The following is a 24,799-nucleotide window of genomic DNA, read 5'->3' as shown; positions in this document are numbered from 1 at the left end:
CGGCGGGCGGGGGCGGGGTTGCGCGACGCCGGTCCGCGGCATCCGGTCTCGTTCGGCCCCGGTGTCGGAGGGGCTGGATAGGCTCGATGCAGCTTCGAAAGGAACCGCAATGCAGCAGCGTCCCCTCTCCCGTACCGGCCGCGAGGTCTCGGCCATCGGCCTCGGCACCTGGCAGCTCGGCGCCGATTGGGGTGATGTCAGCGAAGACGACGCCCGCGCCGTGCTCGAGGCCTCGGCCGATTCCGGCGTCACCCTCTTCGACACCGCCGACGTCTACGGCGACGGCCGGTCCGAGCAGATCATCGGGGCGTTCCTGAAGAGCCGAGCGGATGCCGGCATCACCGTCGCGACCAAGATGGGTCGCCGCGAAGACCAGGTGCCCGAGAACTACGTGATGGAGAACTTCCGCGGCTGGCTCGACCGCTCCCGGCGACTGCTCGACACCGAGACCCTCGACCTCGTACAGCTGCACTGCCCGCCGTCTGCGGTCATCGACGACGACGCCACGTGGGACTCCCTCGACCAGCTGGTCTCGGAGGGCGTGATCGCCGCCTACGGGGCGTCCGTCGAGACGATGGACCAGGCCCTGTCGGCGCTGCGGCGGCCGAACCTGACCAACCTGCAGATCATCTTCAATCCGTTCCGCCTCAAGCCCCTCGACGAGGTTCTGCCCCTCGCGGTCGAGAAGAACGTCGCGGTCTTCGCACGCGTTCCGCTGGCCAGCGGCCTGCTGTCGGGAAAGTACACAGCCGACACGACCTTCGCCGAGAACGACCACCGCAGCTACAACCGCAACGGCGAGGCCTTCGACAAGGGCGAGACGTTCTCGGGCGTGCCGTTCGACGAGGGTGTCGCCGCCGCCGACGAGCTCAAGGCATCGCTGCCCGAGGGCGTGACCCTGCCGGCGGCGACGCTCGCGTGGATCGCGTCGCGCCCCGGCGTCACGGCGGTCATCCCGGGGGCGCGTTCGGTGCAGCAGGCGAGCGCCAATGCGGCCGCGGGCGACCTGCTCGACGGTGGTTTCGACCTCGAGGCCTTCGACGCGCTGGTGCGCGACGTCTACGACCGTCGTCTGCGCGCGGAGATCCACCCGCAGTGGTGACCTCGTCATGACGAAAGCCGGGCCCGCCTGTGGAGGCGGGCCCGGCTTTCGTGGAGGGTAAGACGTCAGCTGACGTCGCCGCGCCAGGCGCCGGACTCGGCACCGCGCGACTCGATGTACTCCTTGAAGTTGGCGAGGTCCTTCTTCACCGAGTGGTCGTCGGCGCCGAAGACCGCGCCGAGCTTCTCGAGGACACCGGTCGGCTCCCAGTCGATCTGCACGGTCACGCGCGTCTCGGCATCCGACAGTCGGTGGAAGGTCACGACACCCGCGTGGTTCTCGTCGCCGCCGACGCTGTTCCACGCGACGCGCTCGTCGGGGTGCTGCTCGGTGATCTCGGCGTCGAACTCGCGCTCGGCTCCGCCGATCTTCACCTTCCAGTGCGTGAGCGTGTCGCTCTTCTGCGTGATGGACTCCACGAAGCTCATGAAGTGCGGGAACTCCTCGAACTGGGTCCACTGGTTGTAGGCGACGCGGACGGGAACGTCGACGTCGATGGTTTCGATGACCTGTGCCATGGTGCATGTCCTCTTTCGTGTGGTTTCCGGGGCTGTCCTCAGTCTTCGCGGGATGCCGACCGCCCGCCCCCGGGGTTGAGGGATCGGCGTTCGTGCCCTATAGGCGCAGAGCGCGTCCATGATGCGATCGCGAGGAGGCTGAGCCTGTCGAAGTCTCCGGTTCAGGTAGCGGTGCCGGTCCCTTCGACGCGCTCAGGAACCTGGGGCGGGAGGAGGCCGAGCCTGTCGACGTCTCCAGGTCTCAGGCGCGGCCGCGCAGGATCAGGTGCCAGTACACCCACGGCAGCACGCGGCGGTCCGCGATCCACGACAGGCGGCGCTCGCGATACAGCGACCGCCAGAACGGGACGCTCGGCTGCAGCCGTCCTCGCCGGTCGAACTCCGCGAACACCACCGTGCCGCGCGAGACCGTGAACGGCACGACACTGTAGCCGTCGTACCGTGCGGACGGAGTGCGGCCGTTCAGCGCCGCCGTGATGTTCTTCACCAACGTCTTCGCCTGCTGTCGGATGGCCCCGCCCGAGCGCCGCGTCGCGACCGTCGCTGCGTCACCGACGGCCCAGATCTCGGGGTGTCGGACGTGCTGCAGGGTCTCGGGGTCGACGTCGACGAACCCGTGCGGATCATCGGATGCCGACAGCCCGCTGCCGGCGATCCACTCCGGCGCCCGCTGCGGCGGAACCGCGTGCAGCACGTCGTACGCGAGCGTCTCGCGGGTGTCGCCGTGGCCGATCTCGAGCGTGCGGGAGCCGGCATCCACGCTCGTGAGTTCGCGCTGGTAGCGAACCTCGATGCCGTACTCGTCGAGCTTGCGCCGCAGTTCGCGATCGATCGCCGGGATGCCGAAGGGCACCGGGTCGGGGCAGACGAACACGACGCGGATGTCGTCGCGCACGCCGATCGCGCGCCACCAGTCGCACGCGAGGTACATCGGCTTCTGCGCCGCGGCGCCGCACGAGGCGGGCTCCGGCGGTTGGGTGAACACGACGGTGCCGCGGCGCAGGTCGCGCAGCACGGGCGAGGCTTTCGCGGCGAGGTCGTAGTCGTAGTTCGACACGCCCTCGGGGGCGGCCATGGCCTCGGGCAGGCCCGGGATCTGTTCCCACGCCATGCGCATCCCGGCGCAGACGACGAGCTGGTCGTAGTCGATGCGTCCGCCCGAGACGAGGTGCACGCGCCGGGTCGCGGCATCCACGGTGAACGCCTCGTCGCGCAGCCACCGCACCCCCGGAGGGATGACGTCGGCCTGAGGCCGGATCGCCTCGGACGCGCGCGCGGCCCCTCCCGCGATGTGCGACTGCAGCGGAGCGAACACGTGCTGCTCGCGAGGCTCGATCACGGTGATCTCGCCGACGCGGGCGCGATGCAGCCGCCCCGCGACGGAGAGTCCGGCGTTGCCGCCGCCGATGACGACGACGCGCACGGGGGCGGCGGAGGGAGAAGGGGTCATGTGCCCCACGCTCCGCCGCCGGATGCCGGGATGCCAGCGCCTTGACAGCGACGCGCGGTGGCACAGGGGGCCTCGCACCCGCTGCCGCGTCGCCGGGAGCGCGCGGCGGCGCCTGTCAAGGGCCCGGGGAGCCCGCGAGGGGCCGCGTTGGATGGAGATCACCGCCGATCCCGGCGGCCACCCGCGTCCGACGGAAGGACCCCTCATGAGCGACGCTTCGATCGACCCGACCCCCGACGCGACCGCGCCGGCAGCCGACGCGGGCATTGCGGGTGTGCAGCCCCTTCGCGACGGCGACACGTCCATCGAGCCCGACCCGACGCTCGACCCGGCGCAGGCGGAGTGGGATGCCACGACCGCCCTCGACGAGGGGGCCGACCCCGAGGACATCAACCCGGCGACCGCGACCGGGGGCGACCCGGCGGAGATCCCGGCCGACGACAGCGACATCCCGCTCGAGGACATCCACCCGGAGTCGACCGGCACCGATTCGCAGGGCGAGGATCCCGGCGTCGTCGAGCTGGGCGAGGAAGGCCAGGGCGATCTGGCCCCCGAAGACCTCTGAACCGACGCACGGTGCCCCGGCCGCAGAGGCGGCCGGGGCACCGTGCTGTCAGGACGGCGGGCGATCGCGCCCGCTCGGCCGCGGCTCCTACTGCTCGATCGGCTGCGGAGTGCTCTCGTGCGCCTCGATCACGCCCTCGCCGTCGTCGGTCGAGACGGCGATGCGCCGCGGCTTCGCCTTCTCGCTGACCGGGATCGTGACGCTCAGCACGCCGTTGCGATAGCTGGCACTGATGCGCTCGGTGTCGATGCCCTGACCCAGGTTGAGCTGCCGGACGAAGGATGCCGTCTCGCGTTCGCGGGTGATCCACTTCACGCCCTCGCCGGAGCCGAGGGTGCGTTCGGCGCGGATCGTCAGCAGCTGCCCGTCGACGTCGATGTCGACCGACCCGGGGTCGACACCGGGCAGGTCGGCCGCGAGCACGTAGTGGTCGCCGTCGCGGTACAGGTCCATCGGCATCCGTCGCGGACCACCGCCGCGGCGGGCGTCGAGGAGCGTCGACGCGAGGCGGTCGAGGTCGCGGAAGGGGTCGTAGGTGGCCATGGTCGTTCTCCTTTTCGATCGGTCCGGATGACACATCCGGGTCTGTTGAAGTTGAGTCACCTCCGCTCAACTCGGCAGAAGATTAGCACTCTCCACCCGAGAGTGCCAAGCCTCCTCGACCGAGTGTCCAGACCACGCCGTCCGCCCGTCGCGGCGCACGGCGTGCCGTGGACACTCGACGGATCTCCCACGCGACATGCCGGAGACGCCGCGGGCGTCCCGCGCCGGGTAGCGTCGTCCGGGTGATGGATGCCGCGGCGAAGCCGCCCCTCGTGAAGGCGCTGTGGGGGGCGACCCATCCCGGGCCCACGCTCGTGGTCACGGCCCTGTCTCTCGCGCTGGGCATCGCGGCCGGCGTGGAGCCCGCGCGTCTCGCTCTGCTGGTCGTGGCCGTGTTCGCCGGTCAGGTGTCGGTCGGACTCTCCAACGACGCGATCGACGGCGCCCGCGACGCGGCGGTCGGCCGCACCGACAAGCCCATCGCCGGGGGAGCGGTGACCCCGGAGCGCGCGCTCGCGGTGGCCGTGGCATCCCTCGTCGTGGCGATCGTCCTCTCGCTGCCGCTCGGGCCGGGACTGCTCGCCGCCCACGCGATCGCCCTCGCCTCGGCCTGGGCCTACAACGCCGGGCTCAAGTCGACGCCGTTCTCGATCGCCCCCTTCCTGCTGAGCTTCGGGCTGTTCCCCTCGTTCGCGACGCTCTCGCTGCCCGATCCGGAGCTCGCCGCTCCCTGGGCCTCGTTCGCCGGCGCCGCCCTCGGCGCCGCCGTGCACCTCACCAACGTCGTGCGCGACCTCGACGACGATCGTCGGACGGGCGTGCGGGGCCTGCCGCACCGGCTCGGCGCGCGCGCCTCGGTGGTGCTCGCCGCGGTGGGGATCACGGTCGGCGCCGTCGCGGTGCTCTTCGGGACGGATGCCACCACCGTCGGCACCGTGTTCTTCGTGGCCGTGCTGACCGTCGCGGCCACCGCCGTCGTCGCGGTGATGGTGCGCCCTCCGGGCCGCGCGGTGTTCCAGCTCACGATGCTCGCGGCCCTGCTGCTGGCCGCCCAGCTCGTCACCACCTGACGTCCCCGCCGTCCGCGGAGTCGTCCCGGCCGCGCCCGCTCCGGCCCCGGCCGGTGTGCACAACGGCGGAGTCGGCGCCGACACGCCGCGCGAGGCGGCCTCCGCGTCGGCGTGTCGCCCGCGGCATCCGCCGCTGTGCACATCCCGCGGCATCCGCCGCTGTGCACACCCCGCGCCATCGCCGCCCGGCGTGCTGCCCACCCCGCCCACTCTGGCCCCGCCCGGTGTGCACAACGGCGGAGTCGGCGCCGACACGCCGCGCGAGGCGGCCTCCGCGTCGGCGTGTCGCCCATCGCGCCCGCGGTCGTGCACGCGCACGCGCCCCGGCACGCGCCCGGCGCCGTCAGCCCCGCGCGGCCCGGTCGAACCGCATCGCGTACGCCCGCGTGAACGCCGCGCCGCCCGGCCCGCGCAGCACCGTGCGCAGCGCCGTCGTGCGCGCCGCGTGCACGGCAGGGGCGGCCGCGCGACCGAGCATCGTGTTCAGGAAGGCCAGGCGCGCCGCATGCCGCGCCGACGCCAGGCGGTCGCGTTCCCACCGGGTGAGGCCCGTGTCGTCGCCGTGGCGCACCCAGGGTGCGAGCAGGGGCGCCACCGTGAGCGCATCGAGCAGGCCGAGGTTCATGCCCTGACCGCCGATCGGGCTCACCTCGTGCGCCGCGTCGCCCACGACGACGATCCGTCCGCGCCGCAGTGCCGGGGCCACGGCCCGCCGCACCCCGAACGTCGACGCGCCCGCGATCTCGGCCTCGACCCCGGTGCGGGCGGCGACGGCGTCGCGGAGGAAGCCGTCGGCATCCGTCACCTCGCCCGTGCCCGCCCAGGCGACGAGCCGGCGCCGACCGTCCGGCAGCGGGAACGACTCGACCACCCCGTCGCGCTCGAGGTGCACGCGCGCGATCGGACCCCCGGATGCCACGACGTCGGCCATGACGTACCGGTCGGGGTAGTGGTGCGTGCGCACGGCTCCGGATCGGTAGACGAGGTCGCGCCCCGACCAGCCGGTGGCGACCACGACCACCCCGGCGCCGATCTCGTTCCCGTCGTCGAGCTGCGCGCGGACGCCGTCGCGCTCCTGTCGCAGCGACGTCACGCCCACTCCCCGCCGCACCGGTGGGGCGAGCGCGGTGAGCACCTCGATCGTGTCGGACTGCGGCAGGGCCGCCACGTACGGATGCCGGGCCCGCAGCCGGTCGAAGCGGATCTCGGCCAGGACGCGCCCGTCCGCTCGCGCCTCCCCGCGGGCGATGCGCACCGCGCGTTCGCGGATGCCGTCCGTCGCCCCCGACGCCTCGAGCAGCTCCAGAGCCGGGGAATGGATGCCGATCGCCCGGGTGCCCGCGCCGGGGTCGACGCGTCGCTCGACGACGTCGACGGCGACACCGCGGGCGCGCAGGTCGGCGGCGAGGGCGAGACCCACGGGCCCCGCGCCCACGACGAGGACCTCAGTCACGCGCGCGCCCCCTCGCCGTGGCGAGCACGCGGAACGGTGCCGGGGTCTCGACGACCCAGGGCGTGCCCAGGGCGGCGGCCAGTTCCGCGGCGCGATAGCTGCGGCGGATCGAGCGGAGCCCGTCGACCCGCAGGAACGTGCCGGCCGAGAGCGGAGCGATGCCCACGGCGTAGAGGCCGTAGGCGAGTCGCCCGCGCGCGATGTCGGCGTGCAGCACCGCTCCGCGCGAGAGGGCGAGGCTGTCGTCGGCGAAGGCTGCGAGCGACGGCTCGTCGAGGTGATGCAGCACGTGGTTCGACAGCACGAGGTCGAACGTCTCGCCCGCCTCGATCAGCTCCCGCGATCCCCGCGACACGAAGCGCACGCCGGGGCGCTCCCGCCGTCGTGCGGCCTCGTGCGCGCGGGGGTCGGGATCGGCGCCCACCCACTCCACCTCGAGGCCGTCGCGCCTCGCGAGCGCCGCGAGGCGCGCGACGACGTCGCCACCGCCCGAGCCGAGGTCGAGTACGCGCGCGGGTCGCCCGAGCGCGTTCAGCTCGGGCCGCACCCGCGTGCGGTACACGTGCCCCCAGGCCGACACGAGGCGGTTCACCACATCGAACCGGCGGTAGGTGGCGGCCAACGCCCGCGGGTCGCAGTCGGGGTCGTCCATGAGCTCGGTCAGCGCGGTGTCGCGCCGCGCGAGTCCGGTGAACCCGCTCACGCCGACGCGCGGCGCGCGGTGAGGGTCGCGGCCTCCACGGTGAGCCCCGGTCCGAAGGCCATCGCCGCGACGCTGTCCCCGTCCTTCAGAGCGGGGTCGGCGAGCAGGTCGCGCAGGATGAACAGCAGCGTGGCGCTCGACATATTGCCATGCCGGCGCAGCACCTCCCGCGAGGGCGCCAGGGCCTCGGCATCCAGCCCGAGGGCGCTCTCGACGCGGTCGAGGATGCTCCGCCCGCCCGGATGCACCGCCCACGCGTCGACGTCGGCCAGGTCGCCGAGCACGTCGGCGGCGATCGCGGATATCTCGCGCCCGATGATGCGCGGCACCTCGGGCGTCAACGTCATCTCGAAGCCCGAGTCGCCGACGGTCCACGCCATGTCCTTCTCGCCGTCGTCGGTCACGTGGGTGGCGAAGCCGTCGAGGTCGAGGCCCTCTCGCGAGGGATCCCCGGATGCCACGACCGCGGCGCCCGCGCCGTCGGCGAACACCGAGGCGGCGACGATCTGATCGGGGTGCGACGAGGTCTGCCAGTGCAGCGAGCACAACTCGGTGCAGGCCACGAGCACGACCGCGGCGGGGTCGTTCCCGACGATCCGCGCCGCGAGGCGCAGCGCCGGGATCGCTGCCGCGCAGCCGATGAATCCGAGGTGGTAGCGCTCGACGGTGGGGGAGAGTCCGAGGTCTCGCACGAGGTGGTAGTCGGGACCGGGGGCGAACATGCCCGTGCACGACACGGTGACGACGTGCGTCACGGCATCTGCGGAGTACCCGGATCCCTCGATCGCCGCGCGCGAGGCCGCCGCGAAGAGTCCCGGCGCGGTGCGGCGGTATTCGTCGTTGCGGGCCCCCGTCGGCGGCATGAGCAGCGTGTCGCCGTCGCGCACGGGGAGGCCGTCGACGGCGGTGCCCGCGAGCTGCGGCAGCACGACGTGACGGGTGTCGATGGCCGCGGCGTCGAACGCGGCCCCGACCAGACGCTGGGCCTTGCGGTCGAAGCCCGGTTGCGCGGCGAACAGGTCGCGCAACGTCGACTGGGTCACGCGGGTGTCGGGCAGCGCCGTGCCGATCGACACGATTCGGGCGGTCATGTCTCACTGTAGACACGCTTCGGCGGCCCCGGCGCGGGGATGGTGCGGGTGTCGCGCGGCATCTAGGGTGCCGGGGGCCGGATCGTGCTCGAGAGGTGGTTGAGCCGTTGAAGCCACCGATCGCGCGCGTCCCGGTCCCTTCGGCGGGCTCAGGGACCTGTGTGCGGTTGCGATGGGTCGGTCGGGTTCGGCGAAGCCGCCGATCGCGCGTCCCGGTCCCTTCGACGGGCTCCGGGACCTGTGTGCGGTTGCGATGGGTCGGTCGGGTTCGGTGAAGCCACTGATCGCGCGCGTCCCGGTCCCTTCGACGGGCTCAGGGGCTTGGGTGCGGTCGCGATGAGTCGGCCGCAGACGCCGGTCGCGCGGATGGCCGGGCCTTCGGCGAGCCCCCGACCCGCGTGCCGGAGCGAAGAACCGCCGCCGTCAGGCCGCGATCGCGTCGCGCAGCAGCAGTCCCGCGATCGCACCCCGGTACTCGTCGATCATGCGGCGGCGATCGAGTCGTCCACGCGCCGCGAGGGCGGCTCCGCGCAGCGCCGGACGCAGGGCCAGGGCGTCGCCCCAGGCCTCGGCGATCGCGTCGACGTCGCGCGCGGTGACGAGACCGAAGTCCCTCACCATGCGCGCGGCGTCTCCGACGTCGGTGGTCACGGGCACGGCCCCGGATGCCGCGCCCTCGACCAGGCAGAGCGGTGACGCCTCGCCGAAGGCGCTCGTGAGGGCCACGACATCCGCGATGCGGTACAGCTCGGGCATGTCCTCGCGCAGACCCAGCGCGTGGATGGCGACCTCGTCGCCCACGCCGCTGTCGGCGCGCAGCGCACGGAAGGCGGGGTTGTCGGCCGTCATCCCCGAGCCGCACATCACGTAGTGCGTGGCCGGGGTGCGGCGCGCGTGCCGGGCGACGGCCCGAAGAAAGAGTCCCGGATCCTTCATCGCATCGAAGCGCGCGGCCAGCAGCACCACGGGCGCCGACTCCGGGATGCCGAGAGCCGAGCGGATGCGGCGTCGCTCCGCACGCGTGCCCGGGCGGAAGCGGCGGGTGTCGATGCCGTTGTCGATGACCCGCGCCTCGCGTGCGGCCACTCCGGCCCGCGCGTACGCCTCCGAGGTCGAGGTCGCGCACGAGATGGTGGCCGTCACGGCGCCGGAGGCGGCGGCATCCGTCAGCCACCGCAGAGCGGGCCCGGAGTGGGCCGGGTCGGAGCGGTGCAGGCACGCGGCGATGGGGATGTCGGGCAGAAGGCCCGCACGGTCGAGCGCGACGACGAGGCTGAGCGGCTGCTCCTTGAGGGAGAGCACGACGTCGGCGTCGTCGAAGAGGGCGGCCGCGTGGTCGAGCTCCGCCGTGGTGTAGTCCTCCGGGGCGATCGGGCGGTCGCCGGCGGTGCGGTCGAACGCGTCGATCTGCACACCGGCCGCCCGCAACCGCCGGTAGCGGGTGTCGTCGCGCGCGAGCTGCAGCGATGCGTCGCGGCGGGCCGAGGCGGTGAGCGAGAGCACGCGGTGCTCCTGCGCTCCGTCGCGCGCGAGGCCTTCGATCAGGTCGGAGTGCAGGATGCGTGCCCCGCCGGCGAAGAAGCCCTCGTAGAGCGAGAGCACACGGATGGATCGCGTCATCGGGGTCTCCGTTCGGCCGGGGAGATGTGCCGCGGATGCGGTCGTCCCATGCTGAAGGGTCGACCCCGTGGACCGGGTTACGCCCGAAAGACCATCGTGTGAACGCCCGGACACGAGCCGACGCGCCGGCTCCCGGGGGAAGGAGCCGACGCGTCGGGTGAAGGGGCGGTGGATCAGGCGCGGGGCGCGACCACCATTGCCTCACCGGCGTCACGTGTGCGCGACCAGGGCCAGCGCGGCGCCGTGCGCTCGCGCGGTTGATCGGTCGAGCGCGGCACGATGCCGTTGCCCATGGCGGTCGACATGGCGATGCTCCACACCGAGCCCGCCTGCTGTCCGCTCTGCTGTCCATAGATCATGGTGTTCTCCTCACTCCCGTCTCCCGACGGGATGCCCCCCGTCTCACGACGGCGTCTCGACTTCCGTCATAACCCGAGGGTCGTTCGACCACTCCCCGCTTGACAACGGTGACATGATGCGTATCCCGGGCTCGGGTCGGCGAAAGACCAGACCCACCCCGCGGATGCGGACGCGACGAGGGCCGATGTCACTACGATCAGGGCTCGTGCAGTCATCCGAAGCTCCGGCGTCCTCCTTCCCTGGATCGCCACTCGGGCGCGCCCTTCTCGCCTACGGCGAGGCGAGACGGATCGCCGCCGCCGAGGCCCGACGCGCTCTGTCCTTGAACGAGCTCGACGCCCGTGCCCTCCTCTTCATCGCCGACAATCCGGGCGCGCGCCCCACGCACGTGCGCGACCACCTCGGCATCACCTCGGCCGGGGTGACCACCCTCATCGACCGCCTGGTCCAGCGCGGGGCGGTCAGGCGCGATCTCGACGCCGAGGACCGCCGCGTGAACCACATCACGGCCATCGTCGACCTGGACTCTCCGCCGTGGTCTGCGCTGCGGGCGTTCGACGCGGGCATCGAGGATGCCGTCGCCGACATGGATCCGGCCGTCGCCGACCGCGTGGCCCGGGTCATCGACGAGCTCATCGCGCACGCGCAACGCTGACGACCGGCCGCGACACGGGGCGGTCGCAGGTCAGGATGCCGCGCCGCCGTGCGACGTCGCGGCGTGACGCGCATCGCGACGGCGCCTCTCGACGGCCGACACCGGGAGCGGGTGCGACACCGCCCGAGTCGACCTACTCCGTGGCGGCCAGGAACGCCTCGGAGCGAGCCTGGAGGAACGAGCACAGCGCGGCGAGGGTCGCGAGCTCTCCCGCGAGGGCCATCACCCGGCCCGCCGGCAGGGGAGCGGCGTCTTCACGGGGCTCGAAGGTGACCGACCAGTCGGTCGCGCCCTCTTCGGCGCCGGGCGCGACATAGAAGGTCGTCGACACGCTGCGCAGCCGGGCAGCGATCAACCCGGCATCCCCGCCGTCGTCGTTGTCGCGGGGAATGACGCGGAGGATGTCGGCGTCATAGCCGAGGGCACGGAAATCGTCGATCCACGACTGCAGAGTCGTCACGGTGCGGAACGGCATCGGGTCCCCTCGGGTGACTGGGCGCCGAACAGGCACCGCCCCCATTATGGCGGCGGTGGGGACCGCCGCGGTCGGACGTCGCCTCCTCGGCGTCGCGAGTTCGCGCAGCGACGCTCCGGGAGACTGCTCCGGGGGCGGGAGTGGTCGGTCACCTCTCCCGGCTGCGGCCTGCGGAAAGTCGCCGCGACCGGGCGCGAGGTCGACGCGCGCCCGCGATGCTGCGCTTCGCGGCCGTTCGCTCGCGTCCTGAGGCCGACGGCGCCGAAATGCGCATTTTCCGCATTTTGAAAGATTCGGTGAAAACGGATGGGGGGTCCTCCGCGCCGACCGTCGCCGGTCGGAAGCATCATCGCCGATCAGTGCGTCGTGTCGCGTGAGAGCGTTCCCATATCGACGTGTGCCTTTCGGCGCAATGGTCTTGCCGCACATTCTCGGACGATTTAGGAAACCTGCGTGGAGCACACGAACATCGAGACCCGCGACGCCGAGACGGTCGAGCACCTGTGGCAGACCATCGTGCCCGGAGCACGCATCACCCGCGCGGATGCCATTCAGCCGGCGCTGGCGTGGCACGCGGCATCCGAGCCGGGGTTCGGGTTCTGCGACTGGACGATCGGTTCGACGATGCTGGTCGAATCCGACCCTCTCGACCAGGTGGTGGTCGGTCGGATCGCGGGTCCGCGGGTCGTGGGGACCTACCGGCGCGAGCGCATCGACACCGCGGTGCCGTTCATGGTGGTCGACCGTCCGCTGGAGATCGCCTTCACCGGTCGCATCGCGGGCACCGGCGTCTCGTTCGCGCGGACGGAATTCGACGAGGCCGCGCGGCGCCTGTCGGGTGACGAGGGATTGCGCGTGCGGGCGACGGGCTACGCGCCCGTGAGCGAGCAGCGGCTGCGCTACTGGTCGCGCACCTGGGAGTACACCCGCGACGTGCTGCTGCGCTCGCCCGAGCGCACCCCGCTCATCCAGCAGCAGGCGCGCACGCTCATGCTCGAGGCCTCGCTCATGACGTTCCCCACGACCTTCACCGACGCGCTCGCCGCCGGGCGGCCGTCGCGACCGCTGCCTGCTCCGGTGCGTCGGGCCAAGGCCTACGTCGAGGCGCACGCGGCCGAGCCGGTCGTGCTCGCCGACATCGCGGAGGCGGCGCGCCTGTCGCCGCGCGGCCTGCAGTACGCCTTCCGCGCGGCCACCGGCCGTACGCCGATGCAGTACCTGCGGCGCGTGCGCCTCGACGCCGCGCGGGCCGAACTGCGCAGCGCCGACCCGTCGGTCGAGACGGTGGCGGCGATCGCCGCGCGCTGGGGTTTCTCCAACCTCGGCCGCTTCGCCGCGATGTACCGCGGGGAGTTCGGCGAGACGCCCTCGACGACCCTGCGCTCCTGATCCCGCCGGGCCGCCGCGTCAGTGCCCGGCGCCGAGTCCGCCGCTGAGGCGGTCGTGGAAGCGGGCTGCGGTGTCGTTCATGCCCTCGAGCTCGACGGTCGTGCCGAGGTGGGCGTATTTCGTGCGCACCGCGTCGAGCGCGGCCACGGTCGAGGCGTCCCACACGTGCGAGCGCGAGAGGTCGATGATCACGCGCGCGGGGTCGCGGTGGTATGCGAACTTCGTGGTCAGGTCGTTGCTCGAGGCGAAGAACAGCTCGCCCTCCACGACGTAGCGGGCGACGTCGCCGTCTTCCGAGCGGGTGACGCTGGTCAGGCTCGCGACCCGACGGGCGAAGAGCACCGCGGCGGCCATGACGCCCACGGCGACGCCGATCGCGAGATTGTGCGTCCACACCGTGGCGGCGACGGTCAGCACCATGACGATCGTCTCGCTCAGCGGCATCCGGCGCAGGGTCGAGGGGTGGATGCTGTGCCAGTCGAACGTGGCGATCGACACGACGATCATCACGGCCACGAGGGCGGCCATGGGAATGATGGCGACGACGTCGCCGAACACCAGGACCAGCATGAGCAGGAAGACGCCGGCGAGGAACGTCGAGATGCGGGTGCGCGCCCCGGACGCCTTGACGTTGATCATCGTCTGGCCGATCATCGCGCAGCCGCCCATGCCGCCGAACAGGCCCGACAGCACGTTCGCGGCGCCCTGGCCGAGCGATTCGCGGGTCTTCGACGACGGCGTGTCGGTGATGTCGTCGACGAGGGCCGCGGTCATGAGCGATTCCAGCAGGCCGACGACGGCCATCGCGACGGCGAACGGGAAGATGATGCCGAGCGTGTCGAAGGTGAGGGGCACGTTCGGGATGAGCAGTGCGGGCAGGCTCTCGGGCAAAGCGCCCTGGTCGCCCACGGTGGGAACCGAGATGCCGAAGACCACGGCGGCACCCGTGAGCAGCACGATGGCCACCAGCGGGGCGGGGATCGCCTTAGTGAGACGCGGCAGCAGGTACATGATCGCCAGGCCCGCCGCGGCGATGGGGTACACCGCCCACGGAACGCCGATCAGCTGGGGCACCTGCGCGATGAAGATCAGGATGGCCAGGGCGTTCACGAATCCGACCATGACGCTGCGGGGGATGTAGCGCATGAGCTTCGCGACGCCCGCGAGGCCCAGGATCACCTGCAGGATGCCGCCGAGGATCACGGTTGCGAGCAGGTAGTCGACGCCGTGTTCGCGGGCGACGGGGGCGATGACCAGCGCGATGGCCCCGGTCGCCGCCGAGATCATTGCGGGGCGCCCGCCGAGGAAGGCGATCGCCACGGCCATGACGAACGACGAGAACAGGCCGAGGCGCGGGTCGACCCCGGCGATGATCGAGAAGGCGATGGCCTCGGGGATGAGGGCGATCGCCACGACGAGACTGGCGAGCACCTCGCGGGTGAGCAGGCGCGGGGAGCGCAGGGCCTGGAGGACGGTGGGTTCGGGGCGCGGGCGCGCCAGGACGTCGGTCATATCGATGCTCCTGAGGGGTATCGGAGGGAACCCGCAGCGGCGCGGGGAAGAATAGGGGGGTCGCGATCGCGACCGAGAAGAACTCTACCGTAACGTGAGGTTTGCGGGATCGGGGATGTCATGACCGAGGAGCGTCCGATGCAGATCGGCGAGCTCGCCGAGCGCACGGGACTGTCGATCCGGACGCTGCGCCACTACGACGAGATCGGCCTGCTGCGTCCGTCGGCTCGGACCGAGGGCGGCTTCCGCCTCTACACGGCCGACGACGAGTCGCGCCTGCTGCTGATCCGACGGATGAAGCCGCTGGGCTACTCGCTCGAGCAGATGGGCGAGCTGCTGACCGTCGTCGACGGCCTCGAGGCCGATCCCGACGATGCGGCGCTGCGCGAACGATTCGCCGACATCCGCGACGAGGCGCAGCAGCGCCGGGAAGACCTGCGCCGCAAGGTCGCCGCGGCCGACGAGTTCGTCGCCCAGCTGGAAGCGCGATGACCGCGCACGACATCGCGCTCGAGGCACACGGCATCCGTCTCTCTCCCGCCGCGGCATCCGACGCCGCCGAGGCGTGGCCCCTCACCGACCCGGAGCTGTGGAGCCGCATGACCTCGCCGTGGCCCGACTCGGTCGACGCCTACGCCGCGCACGTCGAGCGCCAGCTCGCGACTCCCGGCCTGTTCGCCTTCACCGTGCGGGATGCCGAGACCGGCGTCGTTCGCGGATCGACCACGTTCTACGAGTACGTGCCCGCGCAGGGGCGGGTCGAGATCGGGACGACCTGGTACGGACGCGCCTTCCAGGGCGGGCGGACCAACCCCGCCGCCAAGCTCCTGCTGCTCGGTCATGCCTTCGAGACCTGGGGCGTGAACCGCGTGGCGCTGCGCTGCGATGCGCGCAACGAGCGCAGTGCCCGCGCCATCGAGCGGCTCGGCGCGACGCGGGAGGGGCGCCTCCGTCGGCATCGCATCGCCCCCGACGGCTCGGTGTCCGACACGCTGTACTTCTCGATCCTGCGCGAGGAGTGGGGCGGAGTGCGCGAGGGGCTCGAGGCGCGGCTCGCCGCATCCCCGTCGCCGGGCGTCGCCGGCTGACGTCTGCGCGACGGACTCCGTGCCCGGCGGCGGTCAGTCGCGCGCGGCAGCCGCGCGACGGCGGGCGAACTCGCGGGCCTCGGTGAAGAGCTCGAGGTCGATCTGCACGTGACGACGCGCGAGTTCCGCGGCCTCGTCGGGGGCGGCGGTCACGATCGCGTCGACGATCGCGTCGTGCTCCCGCGCCGCGCGGGACTCCATGCGCCGATGGCTCTCGCGATCGCCCCAGGGGTGCGCGGGAGCCGACAGCGAGAGATGGCGCTCGTGCTCGAGGAGGATGTCGCGCAGGGCCGTGTTGTGCGCGGCATCGATGATCGACAGGTGCAGCAGGCTGTCGGCGCGCTGCTTCGGGTCGCCCGAGGGGGCCGCGTGGAAGGCGGCGAGGCGGTCGCGCATCGTCGAGATATCGGCATCCGTGCGTCGTTCGGCGGCGAGGCGGGCCAGCGACGAGTGGAGCATCGAGCTGGCGGTGCACGCGTCGACGAGGTCGCTCCAGCGCGCCTCGAACCACCGGTCGACGCCGACGACCACCGAGTCGGGCCAGTGCTCGGCGACGAACGTGCCGCCGTTGCGGCCCCGACGGCGCTCGATGAGCCCGCGCGTGGAGAGGTCGTCGAGGGCGGCGCGCACCGTCGTGCGGCCCACGCCGAGCAGGGGCGAGAGGTCGCGCTCGGCCGGCAGTCGCGTGCCGGGCAGGAACTCGCCCACCGCGACGGCGGTGATGAGGCGCTCGGTCACGCGCTCCACCAGGGAGGCGTCGTCGGTCTCGGCCATGGGCTCCCGTCGTTTCCTCCATGTTAATTCCGCAGAAAAGGTTTGCCAACACACCTTTAAGGGGTCCACGATGACCTCATGCAACGCGAGATCACCGTCCCGTTCCTCGACGGATTCACCTGGGCCCGACTGACCGAACCCGCCGAGCCCTCCGGCGCGGCGCCGCTGTTCGTTCTCCACGGCGGCCCCGGAATGGCCCACGACTACGTGAAGAACCTCGACGCGCTCGCCGAGATCACCGGTCGCACCGTCGTGCACTACGACCAGATCGGGTGCGGACGCAGCTCGCACCACCCCGACGCCCCCGCCGACCGCTGGGTGCCGCAGCTGTTCGTCGACGAGTTCCACACCCTTCGCGAGGCACTGGGCTTCGACGAGTACCACGTGCTGGGGCAGTCCTGGGGCGGCATGCTGGGCGCCGAGATCGCGGTGCGACGACCCGCGGGACTCCAGGGACTGATGATCTGCAACTCCCCGGCATCCATGCAGCTGTGGCTCGACGGCGCCGCGCGCCTGCGCGCGGAGCTGCCCGCCGAGAACCGCGAGGCCCTCGATCGCCACGAGGCGGACGGCACCCTCGACCACCCCGACTACGTCGAGGCCACGCGCGTGTTCTACGAGCGGCACGTGTGCCGCATCACGCCGATGCCGCAGGACTTCGTCGACAGCGAGGCGCAGATGCTCGCCGACCCGACGGTCTACCACACCATGAACGGACCGAACGAGTTCCACGTCGTCGGCACCGGCCGCGACTGGACGATCATCGACCGCCTCCCGCAGATCGCGGTGCCCACGCTCGTGGTCGCGGGGGAGTACGACGAGGCCACGCCCGAGACCTGGGCGCCGTTCGTCGAGCAGATCCCCGGCGCGCGCTCCCACGTGTTCGCGGGCGCCAGCCACTGCACGCACCTCGAGATGCCCGACGTGTTCCGCGGCGTGATCGCCGACTTCCTCGCACCCCTTCCCTGACCCGTCCCCCCGAACCCGCTTCACACGCACCCGCCCCACCCGAACCCCGATCAGGAGCCCCGATGTCGAAGACCGCCCCCGAAGCCCAGCAATCGCTGGAATCCTTCGGCTACAAGCAGGAGCTGAAGCGCTCCATGTCCACTCTCGACCTGGTCGTCTACGGCCTGGTCTTCATGGTGCCGATCGCCCCGTGGGCGATCTTCGGCGTGGTCTACAACGCCGCGAGCGGAATGGTCCCGCTGGTCTACATCACGGGCGTTGTGGCCATGATCTTCACCGCGCTGGCCTACGCGCAGATGTCGAAGGCCTTCCCGATCGCCGGTTCCGTGTTCTCGTACGTCGGACGCGGCATCCACCCCACCGTCGGCTTCTTCGCGGGATGGGCGATCCTGCTCGACTACCTGCTCGTCCCCACCCTGCTGTACGTCTTCGCGGCGTCGTCGATGGCCGGCATCTTCCCCGACGTGCCGCAGTGGATCTGGGCCGTCGCGTTCGTGATCATCAACACCGTCATCAACGTGCTCGGCATCGGCTCGATCAAGCTCGCGAACCGCGTCATGCTCGGCATCCAGCTCGTCTTCGTGGTCATCTTCGTCGTGATCGCGATGGTCGCCCTCTCCTCCGGCACGATCCCCGGCGCCGAGTTCTCGATCGCCCCGGTGTGGGATGCCGAGAAGGTCAACCCCGCGCTCATCGCCACCGCACTGTCGATCGCGGTGCTGAGCTTCCTCGGCTTCGACGGCATCTCGACGATGGCCGAGGAGTCCACGGGTGACCGCAAGTCGGGCGGCCGCGCCATGATCATCGCGCTGCTCGTGGTCGCCGTGCTCTTCGTCGCGCAGACGTGGTTCGCCAGCGCCCTCGCGGCCGGAACGATCGCGTTCTCGGATGACGACGTCAACAACGCCTTCTTCCTGCTCGTCGCCCAGGCCGCGGGCTCGGGCTGGGCCACGGCGTTCCTCGCCGTCAACGTCGTCGCGGTCGGTATCGCCAACGCCGTCGCCGCTCAGGCCGCGACCTCGCGTCTGCTGTACTCGATGAGCCGTGACCGTCGCCTGCCGGCGTTCTTGTCGAAGGTGAACTCCCGCCAGGTGCCGCTCGCCGCGATCCTCTCCGTCAGCGCGATCTCGCTCGTGCTCGTGCTGTTCTTCGTCGGTCAGATCGCCGTGATCTCGTCGCTGGTGAACTTCGGCGCGCTGCTGGGCTTCCTCCTGCTGCACGTGTCGGTCGCGGTGTACTACCTCGGCAAGAAGAAGTCGAAGAACTACCTGCTGCACCTCGTCGTGCCGGTAATCGGGTTCCTCATCATCGGCTACGTGCTGCTCAACGCCGACATCACCGCCAAGATCGGCGGCATCCTGTGGCTCATCGTCGGCGGTGTCGTCTACGCCATCTTCGCCCGCAAGAACGGCGGCGCGACCGGGCCCCTGCCCGAGCACGCGACCGCGACGGCCGGAGAGGGCGGCGGCGAGGTGGCCGCGCGATGACGGCCGACCACGTGCTCGGGGCGGAGCTCGGGCGACCGGGCTTCCGCGCCGACGTCGCGCCCGTGCTGCGGCTGCGGCCCGGCACCGGTGAGACGGTCGCGTTCCACACCGACGACGCCGTCTACCGCGAGCTGCACGAGCACGGCGACCTCGCCGCGCTCACCGCCCCCATCAACCCGGTGACGGGGCCGGTGTACATCGAGGGCGCCGAACCCGGCGACGCCCTCGCCGTGCACGTGCACGACATCGTGCTGCCGGACTTCGGATGGTCGCAGAGCCTGCCCGGCGCGGGCGCGCTCTCGCACCGCATGCCCGATCGCGTGGTCAGCCGCCGCGTCCCGATCGACGCCGACGGGGTGCACGTCACCGCGCGGCACGTCGTGCCGGCGCGCCCCATGATCGGCTGCATCGGCACGGCTCCGGCCCGGGGCGAGAACTCGACGGTCATGCCGACCACGGGCCTCGGCGGCAACATGGACCTCACCGACGTGGCCCCGGGCGCCACGGTCTACCTGCCCGTCGAGGTCGAGGGGGCGCTGCTGTCGATCGGCGACATCCACGCCGTGATGGCGCGCGGCGAATCGTCGTTCGTGGCAATCGAGGCGGCCGGGGTCGCGGTGGTCTCGGTCGATCTCGTGAAGGATGCCGGCTTGCGCGCGCCGCGCGTCGAGACCGCCGACGAGTGGATCTTCGTCGGTCTCGGCGATCCGGTGCAGGAGAGCATCCGCCGCGGCTACGAGGACGTCTTCGACACCCTCGTGGAGGAGCACGGCTGGGATGCGATGGACGCCTACGCGCTCATGAGCGCTGTCGTGCACAGCGAGCTCGGCGGACCCACGGGGTCGGAGGCCCCCGACCCCCTGCACCCGTTCCGCGCGATCGGGGCGGTGACGTTGCACCGCCTGCCCAAGAGCGTGCTCTGAGGCGGGGCGGGCGTCCGGGGCGCTCGCAGGCCGGGGGCGTGCCGCCATCGGGTCGCCCGCGCGGTCCGAGCCCCCGGGCGGGTGCCCGCTCCCGACGTCTGTTCCACCCGACCGGACCGGCCGGTGACTCAGGCGGGCTCGGCAGCCGTGTAAGCTTTCCTGTTGGAAGTGTGTCCGAGCGGCCTAAGGAGCATGGCTGGAATCCATGTAGGCGGGGTAACTCGCCTCGCAGGTTCAAATCCTGTCACTTCCGCCACACGAAGAGCGTCATCCTCGATCCGAGGGTGGCGCTCTTCGGCGTTCAGCCCACGCTCTCGCGCTCGCGCTCGGCGTCCACGGCACCCGGGCGCACGACGAGCGAGCGGGGCAGCACGCGCGCGAGCACGCGGCGGACCGGGGTCGCCCGCGCGAGCAGACCCGCCCGGATGCGGTCGACGGCCGCGGCCAGCGACGGTCCCTGCTCGGCATCGGGCGCATCGCCGGCGTAGCTGACGCGCTCGAGGGCTTCGCGCAGCAGGTCGGCATCGTCGGCGGCGACGCCGTGCTCCGCGGTGAGACGCGCGGCGAAGGCACGGGGCGATTCGGCGCCGGGCGCCGGGATGCCGAGGTCCACCGCATCCTCCCGCAGAGCGGTCCAGGCGGCGACGGCGTCGCCCGCGCGCGCTGCCGCCAGGCGGCGACGGCGCCACACGACCCGCAGCAGCGACGGCACGAGGGCTGCCGCCAGCAGGGCCAGGAGCACGATTCCGACGGGCACCCATGCGGCACCCTGGCGTCCGCTCGTCGCCGCGCTCCCGGCATCCACGGCACCCACGTCGCCGCGGTCGGCCGCCGAGGGCGCCGTCGAGGGCTGGGCGTCGGGGGCGGCGGCATCCTGTTCGGGAGTGGAGGGGGTCGCACCGCCGTTCGACGTCGATCCCGACGCGAAGTTCGTCGGCACGCCGAGGCTGTTGGTCGGCTCGAAGGGCACCCAGCCGATGCCCTGGAAGTAGACCTCGGGCCACGCGTGCAGCTGGCTCGAGGTCACCGTGTACTCGGTGCCGCCCTGCTGGGGGATGCTGGAGGCCGTGCCCGGAAGGTATCCGACGACGATGCGCGAGGGCATGCCGAGCGAGCGCGCCATCACCGCGAACGCGGAGGCGTAGTGCACGCAGTATCCCGCGCGCACCTGCAGGAAGTCGGCGACGGCGTCGAGTCCCGCGCCGTCGAAGCCCGCGTCGACCGGTGCGTCGAGGGAGTAGCGGAACTCGCTGCTGCGGAACCAGGTCTGCATCTCGAGCAGGGCGTCGTACGGGGTCGAGGTACCGGCCGTCACCTCGCGGGCCGTGTCGCCGATGATCGAGGGCACGTCGGCGGGCAGGGCGCTGACGTCGGCGCCCAGACCGGGGTCGCCCACCGAGCGGCTGCGGATCTGCTCGAGCGTCGGTCGCGGTACGCTCGCCTGCACCTCGTACTGCTGGTCGCGCGTGGACCCGGCCCGCGTGACGACCGTGCGGTTCTGCGGCATCCCGAGCCACTCGCCGTCGAGGCCGGTGACGCTCGAGGCGGGGTAGGGAACGGGCAGCCAGGGACTATCGAGGGCGTCGACGGTGACGTCGGTGGTCCAGTCGGCGCGCGCGATGTCGGCATCGGTCTCGACCGGGCTGAAGACCGCCCCGTCGCCGGGAACGGGCACGGTGTCGGCGCTGTCGGGAGACCACACGGCGCCGTCGAAGCGCGACAGCGTCACCGCGCGCAGGTAGGGAGCGGTCGGGGCCGTCGTGCGCACGGTGAGCACGTCGACCTCGCGCGGCTGGCGCAGGTCGTTGCCGAGCTCGAGGTTGGGGTTGATCGTCGTGCCCGTGCCGCCCGACCCGCCGGTGGCGAAGCGCAGGCCGGGCTGGGGGAGGAGGGGAGTGGCGACCACGGCGACGATGACGGCGACCACGGCGACCGCGACCGCCGTCGCCGAGACCCCCAGCCGCCCGGGCGTGCGAGCGGTCGGGCGACGCGGCACCGTCCCGGCGGCGCGGGCACGCGTGTCGATGCGGAGCAGGAAGAGCAGCGAGGCGGCCAGCAGGACGAAGCCAGCGACGTCGACGTCGGAGGGGATCGCGATCGTGGGGATGAGCGACACCGCGACCAGGCCGACGCCCGCCAGCAGCGGCATGCGCGCCGTGAGCACCACGTGGTCGAGCACGAGGGCGAGGGCTGCGACCGCGGCGACGAGCAGGAAGCTCAGCCCCGCCTCGGGCGGCACGGGGGCCACGCCTAGGCGGATCTCCTCGGACGCTCCCGAGAGCAGCCCCGGCACGGTCGCGAAGGTCGCCGGAGTCGGGATGACGCCGAGCAGGGCGGTCGATCGACCGAACAGCAGGGTGAGCCCCACGATCCAGACCGCCGCCTCGACGATGCTGGCGACGATGGCGGGGAGCTGGGCGAGCCGCACCAGCAGCCCAGCCGCGAGCACCGCGGCGGTGAGCGCCGCCGCGCCGGCCACCCACGGACCGGGGGCGATCACCGAGAACGCCGGCAGGAGCGCCGCGATGATCGCGACGAACAGCCCGGCCGTCAGCAAAGCGGCGTCGCGTCGGCGGCGCGCGGTGCGCAGCTGCGTCACGTCAGCGGCCGACACGGGCGTACCCCTGTTCGATCGCGTCGTCCCACGCCGCCGCCACATCGCCGCCGGGCAGCACCTGCGCCGCGCGCCATCCGCCCGCCCGCAGCCGCTCGAGCTCGGCGCGTTCGGCCACCACCAGCAGCACCGGCAGGGCGGAGCGCTGGGCCACGGCGCCGAGACCCGCGCGGTCGTCGGCGTCCAACGCCCCGGTGACCACGATCACGGGACCGGTCAGGGCCGCCGCGGTCGCGGGGACCACACGGCGCGCGGCATCGTCCGGACGAGCGCGCAGGCTCGCGAAGCCCGCCGCGGTCGCGCGGGCGTCCACGTCGTCACCGCCCTCCACGGGGTCGGCGAGCAGGTGCCCGTCGCTGTCGACCACGTCGACCGTGTACCCCTCGTGCACCAGGCGCGCGACCGCGGAGACGCACGCCGAGACGGCCGTCTCGAACGCGGCGTCGCCGCCCGGCGCGTGGGCGGCCTGGGGAGACCACCGCGACAGGGCGCGGTCGAGCACGACCGTGGCCGCCGGGCTCGACTCCTGCTCCTCCTGACGCACCATGAGCGCGTCGCGGTGCGCGGTCGCCCGCCAGTGGATGCGACGCATCGAGTCGCCCGGCGCGTAGGGGCGGGCGACGAGGTTGTCGGCGCCCTGGCCGATCTGCAGTGTCGTGGTCTGACGTGACCCGCCGGCCTCGCCCGATGCCCCGGGCAGCGCCGCGAGATCGCGCACCGTGGGCGCCACGGTCACCGGCGTCGTACGGCCGAGGGCGATGCGTCGGCGCACCAGTCCGAAGGGGTCGGTCGTGGTGACCTCGAACGGTCCGACGGCGTGCACGCCCCGAGCGGCCCCCGTCATCTCGTAGCGCACCTCGATCGTCGACGCCGAGCCGCTCAGGCTCGACGAGATCGTGGGCGACGCCCCCTCGGCCGCACCCGACAGGCCGGAGGGGAGTGCGTCGCGCCAGCGGCCGGGAGCGGTCGGCAGGGCGCTGTGGATCCCGGCGCGCACCGTCACGGTCGCGGAGCCCCCGACCTCGGGCACCTCGGGCGAGACGACGCGCGCGACCGCACCCGATCCGCGGGTCAGCAGCAGCGCGATCGCCGACGCGGCCAGCAGCGCGACCAGGAGCGTCGCGAAGTACAGCAGTTCCGGGATGCCGGCGCGCTGGGCGATCACGAAGGCCGCCACGGCGAGCAGCAGTGCCCCCGTGCCGCGCACCGTGAAAGGCCAGAACCGCCTCGCTCGGGCCCTCACGGTCGCGAGGCGAGGGGCACGCGCACGCTCGCGGCGATCCGCTCGAGAGCGTCGGCCACGACCGCCGCCCCCGCCTTGCCCCCGGCCGCCGACCGGTTTGCGATCAGGCGGTGGGCGAAGACGGGCGCCAGCAGGGCCGTGATGTCGTCGGGGATGACGTACGACCGGCCGTCGAGTGCCGCCCGCACCTTGGCGGCCCGCACGAGCTGCAGGGTCGCCCGGGGGCTCGCACCGAGCCGGATGTCGGGGTGGCTGCGCGTCGCCTGCGCGAGCGCCACGACGTACTCCTCGAGGGCCGGGGCGACGTGCATGCCGCGCGCCCACGCGATCATCGCGGTCACCTGGCGGGCCGAGACGACGGGGGTGAGCCCGTCGAGCGGGTTGACCGCGTCGCGCTGACGGAGCATGAGCGCCTCGGCCGCGGCATCCGGGTATCCCATCGAGATGCGCAGCAGGAAACGGTCGCGCTGCGCCTCGGGCAGGGCGTACGTCCCCTCCATCTCGTAGGGGTTCTGCGTGGCGACCACGAGGAAGGGCGAGGGCAGCACGTGCGTGCGCCCGTCGACCGTCACCTGGCGCTCCTCCATCGCCTCGAGCAGCGAGGACTGCGTCTTGGGGGAGGAGCGGTTGATCTCGTCGGCGATGACGATGTGGGCGAACACCGCACCGGGGGTGAACTCGAACTGCCGCTGCACGGGGTTGAACACCGACACGCCCGTGATGTCACCGGGAAGCAGGTCGGGGGTGAACTGGATGCGCCGCACGTCGGCGTCGATCGTGGCCGCGAGAGCCCGCGCCAGCATGGTCTTGCCGACCCCGGGCACGTCTTCGATCAGCAGGTGGCCCTCCGCGAGCAGGGCGATCAGGGCACTCTGCACGGCCTCCGGCTTGCCGTCGATCACACGGGAGACGGATGCCAGGATTCCCCCGGTCAGACGGGCGAAGGTCTCCGCATCCAGAGGGGCGTCGGTCGGGGGTCGGGGTGTGGTGTCGGGGCGGCGGAGTCGTGATGCCGCCTCGGGCGTGACCGTCTCGTCCATGGCATCCCTTGTGTCGCGGGGTGGAGGCGCGTCGTCGCCGCCGTGACCTGATCGTAACCCGCGTCGCGGGGGCGAGGGCTGGAAACGGTGCGGTGCACAGGCGTCACTCGGCGGATGCTCGGGCCCCTAGGATCGGGGAGCGTTGGTCCACCCGA

General features: G+C 72.4%; 24 protein-coding genes and 1 tRNA gene. 11 read left to right on the top strand and 14 right to left on the bottom strand.

Annotated features, from left to right (window positions below; all coding sequences use genetic code 11):
• Positions 1 to 109: 109 nt before the first annotated feature.
• Positions 110 to 1,102 carry an aldo/keto reductase gene (locus tag Q0818_RS08775; protein ID WP_298873646.1) on the top strand — a complete coding sequence of 331 codons (993 nt, stop codon included), beginning with the start codon at positions 110 to 112 and terminating at the stop codon, positions 1,100 to 1,102.
• A gap of 65 nt (positions 1,103 to 1,167) precedes the next feature.
• On the opposite strand, the gene Q0818_RS08770 is transcribed toward Q0818_RS08775, so the two are convergent.
• The gene (locus tag Q0818_RS08770; RefSeq protein WP_298873644.1) at positions 1,168 to 1,620 is read right to left on the bottom strand and encodes an SRPBCC family protein; all 453 of its coding nucleotides are present in this window, start codon (positions 1,618 to 1,620) and stop codon (positions 1,168 to 1,170) included.
• Between the two features lie 241 nt (positions 1,621 to 1,861).
• Entirely contained in the window at positions 1,862 to 3,070 is a 1,209-nt protein-coding gene (locus Q0818_RS08765; RefSeq protein WP_298873642.1) for an FAD-dependent oxidoreductase, read from the bottom strand.
• A 205-nt stretch (positions 3,071 to 3,275) separates the two neighbouring features.
• Here Q0818_RS08765 and Q0818_RS08760 point away from each other — a divergent pair, with 205 nt between their 5' ends.
• Positions 3,276 to 3,635, top strand: coding sequence for a sugar ABC transporter ATPase (locus Q0818_RS08760; RefSeq protein ID WP_298873640.1), 360 nt, complete (start codon positions 3,276 to 3,278; stop codon positions 3,633 to 3,635).
• A gap of 87 nt (positions 3,636 to 3,722) precedes the next feature.
• Here the strand turns inward: Q0818_RS08760 and Q0818_RS08755 are convergent, their stop codons facing one another.
• The gene (locus tag Q0818_RS08755) at positions 3,723 to 4,178 is read right to left on the bottom strand and encodes an Hsp20/alpha crystallin family protein (protein WP_298873638.1); all 456 of its coding nucleotides are present in this window, start codon (positions 4,176 to 4,178) and stop codon (positions 3,723 to 3,725) included.
• A gap of 245 nt (positions 4,179 to 4,423) precedes the next feature.
• On the opposite strand from Q0818_RS08755, the gene Q0818_RS08750 reads away from it, so the two are divergent.
• Positions 4,424 to 5,248, top strand: coding sequence for a UbiA family prenyltransferase (locus Q0818_RS08750; RefSeq protein WP_298874229.1), 825 nt, complete (start codon positions 4,424 to 4,426; stop codon positions 5,246 to 5,248).
• A gap of 343 nt (positions 5,249 to 5,591) precedes the next feature.
• Here the strand turns inward: Q0818_RS08750 and Q0818_RS08745 are convergent, their stop codons facing one another.
• The 5 genes from Q0818_RS08745 to Q0818_RS08725 all read right to left on the bottom strand — a co-directional run bounded on the left by Q0818_RS08745 (position 5,592) and on the right by Q0818_RS08725 (position 10,474).
• On the bottom strand, positions 5,592 to 6,701 hold the full coding sequence (locus tag Q0818_RS08745; protein WP_298873637.1) for an NAD(P)/FAD-dependent oxidoreductase: 1,110 nt from the start codon (positions 6,699 to 6,701) through the stop codon (positions 5,592 to 5,594).
• Positions 6,694 to 7,404: a methyltransferase domain-containing protein gene (locus tag Q0818_RS08740; RefSeq protein ID WP_298873635.1), complete on the bottom strand. Its 711-nt coding sequence runs from the start codon at positions 7,402 to 7,404 to the stop codon at positions 6,694 to 6,696. The genes Q0818_RS08745 and Q0818_RS08740 overlap by 8 nt, the downstream gene beginning before the upstream one ends.
• On the bottom strand, positions 7,401 to 8,495 hold the full coding sequence (locus tag Q0818_RS08735; RefSeq protein WP_298873633.1) for a type III polyketide synthase: 1,095 nt from the start codon (positions 8,493 to 8,495) through the stop codon (positions 7,401 to 7,403). Before Q0818_RS08735 ends, Q0818_RS08740 begins: the two co-directional genes overlap by 4 nt.
• 423 nt (positions 8,496 to 8,918) lie before the next feature.
• Positions 8,919 to 10,115, bottom strand: a complete 1,197-nt coding sequence (locus tag Q0818_RS08730) for a glycosyltransferase (protein ID WP_298873631.1) — start codon at positions 10,113 to 10,115, stop codon at positions 8,919 to 8,921.
• A gap of 173 nt (positions 10,116 to 10,288) precedes the next feature.
• Complete coding sequence (locus Q0818_RS08725) at positions 10,289 to 10,474, bottom strand: hypothetical protein (protein ID WP_298873629.1); 186 nt, start codon at positions 10,472 to 10,474, stop codon at positions 10,289 to 10,291.
• A gap of 323 nt (positions 10,475 to 10,797) precedes the next feature.
• Here Q0818_RS08725 and Q0818_RS08720 point away from each other — a divergent pair, with 323 nt between their 5' ends.
• Positions 10,798 to 11,130, top strand: coding sequence for a helix-turn-helix domain-containing protein (locus tag Q0818_RS08720; RefSeq protein ID WP_298873627.1), 333 nt, complete (start codon positions 10,798 to 10,800; stop codon positions 11,128 to 11,130).
• A 133-nt stretch (positions 11,131 to 11,263) separates the two neighbouring features.
• Here the strand turns inward: Q0818_RS08720 and Q0818_RS08715 are convergent, their stop codons facing one another.
• Positions 11,264 to 11,605, bottom strand: a complete 342-nt coding sequence (locus tag Q0818_RS08715) for a hypothetical protein (RefSeq protein ID WP_298873625.1) — start codon at positions 11,603 to 11,605, stop codon at positions 11,264 to 11,266.
• Between the two features lie 453 nt (positions 11,606 to 12,058).
• Between Q0818_RS08715 and Q0818_RS08710 the strand changes: the two genes are divergently transcribed.
• The gene (locus Q0818_RS08710) at positions 12,059 to 12,994 is read left to right on the top strand and encodes an AraC family transcriptional regulator (RefSeq protein WP_298873623.1); all 936 of its coding nucleotides are present in this window, start codon (positions 12,059 to 12,061) and stop codon (positions 12,992 to 12,994) included.
• Between the two features lie 18 nt (positions 12,995 to 13,012).
• Here Q0818_RS08710 and Q0818_RS08705 read toward each other — a convergent pair whose 3' ends face one another.
• Complete coding sequence (locus tag Q0818_RS08705) at positions 13,013 to 14,506, bottom strand: SulP family inorganic anion transporter (RefSeq protein WP_298873621.1); 1,494 nt, start codon at positions 14,504 to 14,506, stop codon at positions 13,013 to 13,015.
• 120 nt (positions 14,507 to 14,626) lie between these two features.
• Here Q0818_RS08705 and Q0818_RS08700 point away from each other — a divergent pair, with 120 nt between their 5' ends.
• Together Q0818_RS08700 and Q0818_RS08695 are read left to right on the top strand one after the other, a co-directional pair.
• Positions 14,627 to 14,998, top strand: a complete 372-nt coding sequence (locus tag Q0818_RS08700) for a MerR family DNA-binding transcriptional regulator (RefSeq protein ID WP_298873619.1) — start codon at positions 14,627 to 14,629, stop codon at positions 14,996 to 14,998.
• Complete coding sequence (locus tag Q0818_RS08695) at positions 14,995 to 15,594, top strand: GNAT family protein (RefSeq protein WP_298873617.1); 600 nt, start codon at positions 14,995 to 14,997, stop codon at positions 15,592 to 15,594. Before Q0818_RS08700 ends, Q0818_RS08695 begins: the two co-directional genes overlap by 4 nt.
• 33 nt (positions 15,595 to 15,627) lie before the next feature.
• Here Q0818_RS08695 and Q0818_RS08690 read toward each other — a convergent pair whose 3' ends face one another.
• Entirely contained in the window at positions 15,628 to 16,368 is a 741-nt protein-coding gene (locus tag Q0818_RS08690; RefSeq protein WP_298873615.1) for a GntR family transcriptional regulator, read from the bottom strand.
• A gap of 78 nt (positions 16,369 to 16,446) precedes the next feature.
• Between Q0818_RS08690 and Q0818_RS08685 the strand changes: the two genes are divergently transcribed.
• The 4 genes from Q0818_RS08685 (at position 16,447) to Q0818_RS08670 (ending at position 20,003) form a co-directional block, all read left to right on the top strand.
• Positions 16,447 to 17,337 carry a proline iminopeptidase-family hydrolase gene (locus Q0818_RS08685; protein ID WP_298873613.1) on the top strand — a complete coding sequence of 297 codons (891 nt, stop codon included), beginning with the start codon at positions 16,447 to 16,449 and terminating at the stop codon, positions 17,335 to 17,337.
• A 62-nt stretch (positions 17,338 to 17,399) separates the two neighbouring features.
• Positions 17,400 to 18,824, top strand: a complete 1,425-nt coding sequence (locus Q0818_RS08680) for an APC family permease (protein ID WP_298873611.1) — start codon at positions 17,400 to 17,402, stop codon at positions 18,822 to 18,824.
• Complete coding sequence (locus tag Q0818_RS08675; RefSeq protein ID WP_298873609.1) at positions 18,821 to 19,747, top strand: acetamidase/formamidase family protein; 927 nt, start codon at positions 18,821 to 18,823, stop codon at positions 19,745 to 19,747. Before Q0818_RS08680 ends, Q0818_RS08675 begins: the two co-directional genes overlap by 4 nt.
• A gap of 164 nt (positions 19,748 to 19,911) precedes the next feature.
• Positions 19,912 to 20,003 (top strand) — tRNA-Ser (locus Q0818_RS08670).
• Between the two features lie 45 nt (positions 20,004 to 20,048).
• On the opposite strand, the gene Q0818_RS08665 is transcribed toward Q0818_RS08670, so the two are convergent.
• From Q0818_RS08665 to Q0818_RS08655, 3 genes are read right to left on the bottom strand one after another with little or no spacing between them, the layout of a single operon-like run.
• Positions 20,049 to 22,361, bottom strand: a complete 2,313-nt coding sequence (locus tag Q0818_RS08665) for a DUF3488 and transglutaminase-like domain-containing protein (protein ID WP_298873607.1) — start codon at positions 22,359 to 22,361, stop codon at positions 20,049 to 20,051.
• Complete coding sequence (locus Q0818_RS08660; RefSeq protein ID WP_298873605.1) at positions 22,348 to 23,604, bottom strand: DUF58 domain-containing protein; 1,257 nt, start codon at positions 23,602 to 23,604, stop codon at positions 22,348 to 22,350. The genes Q0818_RS08665 and Q0818_RS08660 overlap by 14 nt, the downstream gene beginning before the upstream one ends.
• A complete protein-coding gene (locus Q0818_RS08655; protein WP_298873603.1) occupies positions 23,601 to 24,644 on the bottom strand; it encodes a MoxR family ATPase in 1,044 nt (347 codons plus the stop codon). The genes Q0818_RS08660 and Q0818_RS08655 overlap by 4 nt, the downstream gene beginning before the upstream one ends.
• Positions 24,645 to 24,799 lie beyond the last annotated feature (155 nt).

The sequence above is a fragment of the uncultured Microbacterium sp. genome (assembly GCF_947489255.1).
Lineage (GTDB): Bacteria > Actinomycetota > Actinomycetes > Actinomycetales > Microbacteriaceae > Microbacterium > Microbacterium phycohabitans.
This window is presented reverse-complemented; position numbering and strand designations above follow the sequence as displayed.